Annotated in this window: 8 protein-coding genes; 5 read left to right on the top strand and 3 right to left on the bottom strand. The window is 69.0% G+C overall.

What is annotated here, in order from left to right; all coding sequences use genetic code 11:
• Positions 1-65: 65 nt before the first annotated feature.
• The 3 genes from ACFTZB_RS43570 to ACFTZB_RS43560 are packed head-to-tail and all read right to left on the bottom strand — an operon-like array spanning position 66 to position 1,602.
• Complete coding sequence (locus ACFTZB_RS43570; protein WP_378441905.1) at positions 66-515, bottom strand: hypothetical protein; 450 nt, start codon at positions 513-515, stop codon at positions 66-68.
• Between the two features lie 11 nt (positions 516-526).
• Positions 527-1,042: a twin-arginine translocation pathway signal gene (locus ACFTZB_RS43565; RefSeq protein WP_378441903.1), complete on the bottom strand. Its 516-nt coding sequence runs from the start codon at positions 1,040-1,042 to the stop codon at positions 527-529.
• On the bottom strand, positions 1,039-1,602 hold the full coding sequence (locus ACFTZB_RS43560) for a hypothetical protein (RefSeq protein WP_378441901.1): 564 nt from the start codon (positions 1,600-1,602) through the stop codon (positions 1,039-1,041). Before ACFTZB_RS43560 ends, ACFTZB_RS43565 begins: the two co-directional genes overlap by 4 nt.
• A gap of 183 nt (positions 1,603-1,785) precedes the next feature.
• Here ACFTZB_RS43560 and ACFTZB_RS43555 point away from each other — a divergent pair, with 183 nt between their 5' ends.
• The 5 genes from ACFTZB_RS43555 to ACFTZB_RS43535 are packed head-to-tail and all read left to right on the top strand — an operon-like array spanning position 1,786 to position 4,279.
• Positions 1,786-2,247, top strand: coding sequence for an Asp23/Gls24 family envelope stress response protein (locus ACFTZB_RS43555; RefSeq protein WP_005252221.1), 462 nt, complete (start codon positions 1,786-1,788; stop codon positions 2,245-2,247).
• Positions 2,244-2,558 carry a hypothetical protein gene (locus ACFTZB_RS43550; protein WP_378441898.1) on the top strand — a complete coding sequence of 105 codons (315 nt, stop codon included), beginning with the start codon at positions 2,244-2,246 and terminating at the stop codon, positions 2,556-2,558. The genes ACFTZB_RS43555 and ACFTZB_RS43550 overlap by 4 nt, the downstream gene beginning before the upstream one ends.
• A complete protein-coding gene (locus ACFTZB_RS43545; RefSeq protein ID WP_005252219.1) occupies positions 2,555-2,734 on the top strand; it encodes a hypothetical protein in 180 nt (59 codons plus the stop codon). Before ACFTZB_RS43550 ends, ACFTZB_RS43545 begins: the two co-directional genes overlap by 4 nt.
• Positions 2,727-3,707: a DUF6286 domain-containing protein gene (locus tag ACFTZB_RS43540; RefSeq protein ID WP_378441896.1), complete on the top strand. Its 981-nt coding sequence runs from the start codon at positions 2,727-2,729 to the stop codon at positions 3,705-3,707. Before ACFTZB_RS43545 ends, ACFTZB_RS43540 begins: the two co-directional genes overlap by 8 nt.
• Entirely contained in the window at positions 3,704-4,279 is a 576-nt protein-coding gene (locus ACFTZB_RS43535; RefSeq protein ID WP_378441894.1) for a hypothetical protein, read from the top strand. The genes ACFTZB_RS43540 and ACFTZB_RS43535 overlap by 4 nt, the downstream gene beginning before the upstream one ends.
• Positions 4,280-4,308 lie beyond the last annotated feature (29 nt).

Raw genomic sequence — 4,308 nt, 5'->3', positions numbered from 1 at the left:
ACCACCCTGCACCCGCCGATCCCCCGCCCGTGAGTACTTGTTAACCGCCGGCGGTTAACAAGTACTCACGGGTGGCGGAGCCGCACGACGAGCAGGAACGCGCCACCGGCCGCGTCGATCTGCGTCTCGACGTCCAGTTCCGGTGCGAGACGGGACAACCGGTCGAGCAACCACTCCGACGCGTCCTCCGCGTCCGATCGGCCCGGGCACCGCGCCACCGCCACCCGTCCACCCTTGCGGCCGAGTTGTTCGACGACGCCGATGATCGGGGCGGGATCGACGACGAACAACCGGTCGGGCCACGGCACGACCGGTTTCACGGCGCCCTTCTTGGTGTTGCACGCGCGGTGAGCGAGGCGTTCGACGCCGCCCTTCGCCTTGGCCTTCTTCGCGGTGACGACACTGTCGATGCTGGGGCCGCGCGGGTCGTTGACCGACATGTCGGGATCCACCGGTTCGTCACACAACCAACAGCGCCACGACTCGCGGTCGCCGACCTCTCGAAGAGTGCTCATGGGCGCCAACGCTACCCGTGGGCCTGGACGGGATCGAAGCCGGAGATCAGCCAGTCGTCACCGGATTTGGTCAGCTCGACGGAAATGCTCGTCGCCGTGACCGCGGGTTCCGGTTTCGCGGCGCTGGTAGTGGTCTGGTTGACGAACAGCAGCACCGTGGCCGTGTCGGCCGCCACCTCGACCGGACCGGACGCGGCCACCGTCGCCTGCGTGGCAACCCGGCTCTCCTTCGCCGCCGGGACGACGACGTCCGTCGTGAACTGCGTGTAATAGTCGAGGAACTCCCCCGTCAGGCGTTCCTTCGCGGCGCCGACGTCGTTCTCCACCGTGTCCGGCCCGTACGACAGCACGGCGATCGCGCCCTGCGACGCGGTGTCGGTGACGGCGGCGCGGACGGTGTCGTCGACGCTCCGGTCGGGCCGGTAGAGCGTGAAGTACAGCACCCCGGCCAGCACGGCCGTGACCACGGTGAGCGCACCCAGGATCAGGAGGAGACTGCGCGACTTCGGCGATGCGTCGGTACTCACTGCACGAACCCCGCCTTCACGATCTTGTACGTGCCGTCCTCGAGCTGCATCGTGACCCGCATTCTCTGACCACGGGGCTCGTCCGCGGCCCCACCCGCATTCGACACCTTCTGGGCGACCGCGACGAGCACGTCGGCGGAATCGCCGTCCTGCCTCTCGATCGCGGCCTGGCGCACCTCCCCGACCGATTTGACCCGGGCCTCCCGCATGACGGCGACGAGATCGGTGGACCGGGCCTCGAATTCGTCGCGGAATTCTCCGGCGGAGCCGTCGAGTACCTTCTGCACGCCTTCGTCGGCCCGCTCGAAGTCCATCGTCGTCAGATTCACGACACCCTGACGCGCGGCGTCCAGTATTTCGGACCGCTGCTGCGCCGCCTGCTCCGCCTGCCGGTGCGTGTAGCCGAAGTAGCCACTCACCGCGAGGAACGCGAGTGCGAGGACGGACAGAACCGCCACACCCGCGGTGACGGCCGACGTCCGGGGCCCGGGGGCAGCGTCCTCACCGGAAGCAGCGTCCTCACCGGGGGCAGCGTCCTGGTCGGGGGCCACTTCCACCATGGGGTTCCTTTCGTCGCGCGCTCTGTTACCTGGATCACGCCATGGTACCGGGTAGTCATATCAAATATTTTTCGCGTCGGCGTCCAGGCAGATCCGTGGACGGAAAGGCGCGTGGGAGACCCCGCGTACCGTCGGTGATCACTACTGTTGAGGAGAAGGCAGGCGACTCGAAGGGGATCCACGATGACCAGCGATTCAGGCGCACGCAGCCGCGTGCAGTTCGGTGCCGGGGCGACTCCGGAACTCGTCAGTTCCGAGGGACGGACCATCATCGCGGACGCCGTCGTCGCCAAGATCGCCGGCATCGCCACCCGTGAGATCAACGGCGTCTACGACGTGGGTGGCGGCACCGCACGCGCTGTCGGCGCCCTCCGGGACCGGATCCCCGGCGCCCGCGTCAACCACGCCCAGGGCGTCGCCGTCGAAGTCGGGGAGAAACAGGCCGCCATCGACATCGGCATCGTCGCCGAATACGGCGTCGCACTGCACGAACTCGCGGTCGGCATCCGACGCAACGTCATCGCGGCCGTCGAGCGCATGACCGGACTCGAAGTGACGGAAGTGAACATCACCGTCTTCGACGTCATGCTGTTCGACGAATCCGAGGCCGCGTCCGAACTCGACGGCAAACCGAGGGTGCAGTGACCGGACCGCTCCCACTGGACACCCACGCGGAGGACATCTCCGAACGCATCGTCGCCGCCGTCCTCGCGACCCCCGGAGTGGCAGCGATGCACGGCGGCCCGTTCGGCGAAATCGCGACGTACCTACCCGGACGCCGGGTGACCGGGGTGACCGTCGGCCCCACCTCCTGTGCCGTCCATCTCGCGGCGCGCTACCCCGCCAACGTCGTCGACACCGCCGAAAGAGTGCGGGCCGCAGTGGAATCGCTGGTGGACGTCCCCGTCGACGTGATCATCGAAGATCTCCTGACAGAGACAGGACACGCTCAATGAACAGCACCATCACAGGCCTGATCGTCGGACTACTCCTCGCCATCGCCGGCATCCTCGGCGGTTTCAGCGGATTCGTCTTCGCCGTCCTGCTCGGCGCGCTGGGCATGGCCGTCGGCGCGCACCGCGACGGGCACCTCGATCTCGGCGCCATCCTCCGAAGCCGCGGCCGTGGCTGAACCGTCCACCGCACCCCCCGCAGGCCCCCGGAAGGACGCGACGCTCGACGACACCGCCCAGCGCGGCGAACTGGTCATCAAGGAACGCGCCGTCGTGAAGATCGCCGTCGCCGCAGCGCTCCAGGTGCCCGGCGTCGTCAAGCAGTCCGGCGGACTGTCCCGGCTGACGGGCCGGGAACTCCCCCGCGCCGACGTCTCGACGGGAGCGGACGCCGTCGCGATCAACCTGTACATCGCCGTGCAATGGCCGTGCCGTCTCGATCTCCTCAACCGCAGGCTCCGCGCGCAGGTGCACCACCAGGTCGCCCAGCTGACCGGCATGCCGGTCATCGAACTCAACATCGTGGTCGTCGGAACGGAATCCGCGGCACCCGAAGACAGCGGGGCCGACAGTCTCTACGCGGAACAGGGCGATCCGACGGTGCCGCCCACCCCGGTCGCGCCGATCCGGCCCCGCACGCCGCGCGCAACCCCGGCCGCGGTGCCCGCCGCGATCATCGTCGCCGTCGCCGCCCTCGGTCTCGCGGTCGTCGCCGCGCGGGAACTGCTCATCATGCGCGGCACGTTCGCCAACGCGCCCTGGATACGCAACACCGCGCAATGGCTCGGCAGGCTGCACTGGTCCGACTGGATCGTCCCCGTCGCCGCCGGTGCGATCGTGCTGGGAATCGTGTTCATCGTCGCCGCCCTCAAACCGCGGCCGCGCACCCATCTGCCCCTCGCGGTGGGTGACACCCCGATCGTCTGGCTGCGCCCCACCGACCTCGCCCGCAATTCCAGTAGTCACGCCAACACCGTCCCCGGGGTGCTGTCGGCGCACACGACCGTCGACCGCAAGCACGTCACCGTCCGCGTGGTGCGCACCGAGTCGACACCCGCCGCAGACGTGGCCATCTCCGTCCGCGAGGCGGTGGAACCGACGCTGTCGCTGCTCGGCACGTCCCCCGAACTCCGAGTGCAGGTGAAGCCGTGACCCATCGGACCGCCGCCGTCAACCGGCTGATCGTCCTGTTCGTCGGGCTTCTGCTCCTCGGATTCGGCGCCTACGCCATCGCATGGGACCTGCAGGTTCCGATCGTCCGGGAATGGATGTCGCGGTACGACCGCGCACGCGTCACCGCGCTTCCTGACCAGGGCTGGTGGGGCTGGGCCCTCGCCGCAACGGTCGTCGTGGGACTGGTCTTCGGCATCGTGCTCCTCGCCCTGGACCTCACCCGGCGCCGCACATCCCCCGTCGCCGTGCCGGATCGCGAATCGGGCACCTACGTCACCGTCGACCTGGGATCCCTCGCCAACGGGGTCGCCAGCGAACTCGCCCAGTACCCGGGGGTCCGGCAGACGCGGGCCCGCGCCGTCGTCGAACGCGGACTCCCCACCCTGTCGATCGTCGTGACCGCCGACCCCACCCTCGACATCCACGACTTCACCCGCAAGTCGGAGGACGTCGCCTCGTGGGTCGCGTCGACACTCGGCGGTGAACCGGTCGCCACCCAGGTGCTGCTCCACCTCGACCGCGCCGACCACCCGGTCCACGTCGAAAGCTGACCGGAAACACCGAGTCCTCACCCCGGAAA

Source organism: Rhodococcus sp. NPDC057014, from assembly GCF_042673295.1.
Lineage (GTDB): Bacteria > Actinomycetota > Actinomycetes > Mycobacteriales > Mycobacteriaceae > Rhodococcus_F.
Note: the sequence above shows the minus strand (reverse complement) of the source record. Positions and strands in the feature narration are given on the sequence as shown.

What these genes read in the sequence shown, in the direction of transcription:
- ACFTZB_RS43545 (WP_005252219.1), top strand. Translation starts at nt 2,555, where the DNA reads ATGAACAGCACCATCACAGGCCTGATCGTCGGACTACTCCTCGCCATC.
- ACFTZB_RS43570 (WP_378441905.1), bottom strand. Translation starts at nt 515, where the DNA reads ATGAGCACTCTTCGAGAGGTCGGCGACCGCGAGTCGTGGCGCTGTTGG.
- ACFTZB_RS43560 (WP_378441901.1), bottom strand. Translation starts at nt 1,602, where the DNA reads ATGGTGGAAGTGGCCCCCGACCAGGACGCTGCCCCCGGTGAGGACGCT.
- ACFTZB_RS43555 (WP_005252221.1), top strand. Translation starts at nt 1,786, where the DNA reads ATGACCAGCGATTCAGGCGCACGCAGCCGCGTGCAGTTCGGTGCCGGG.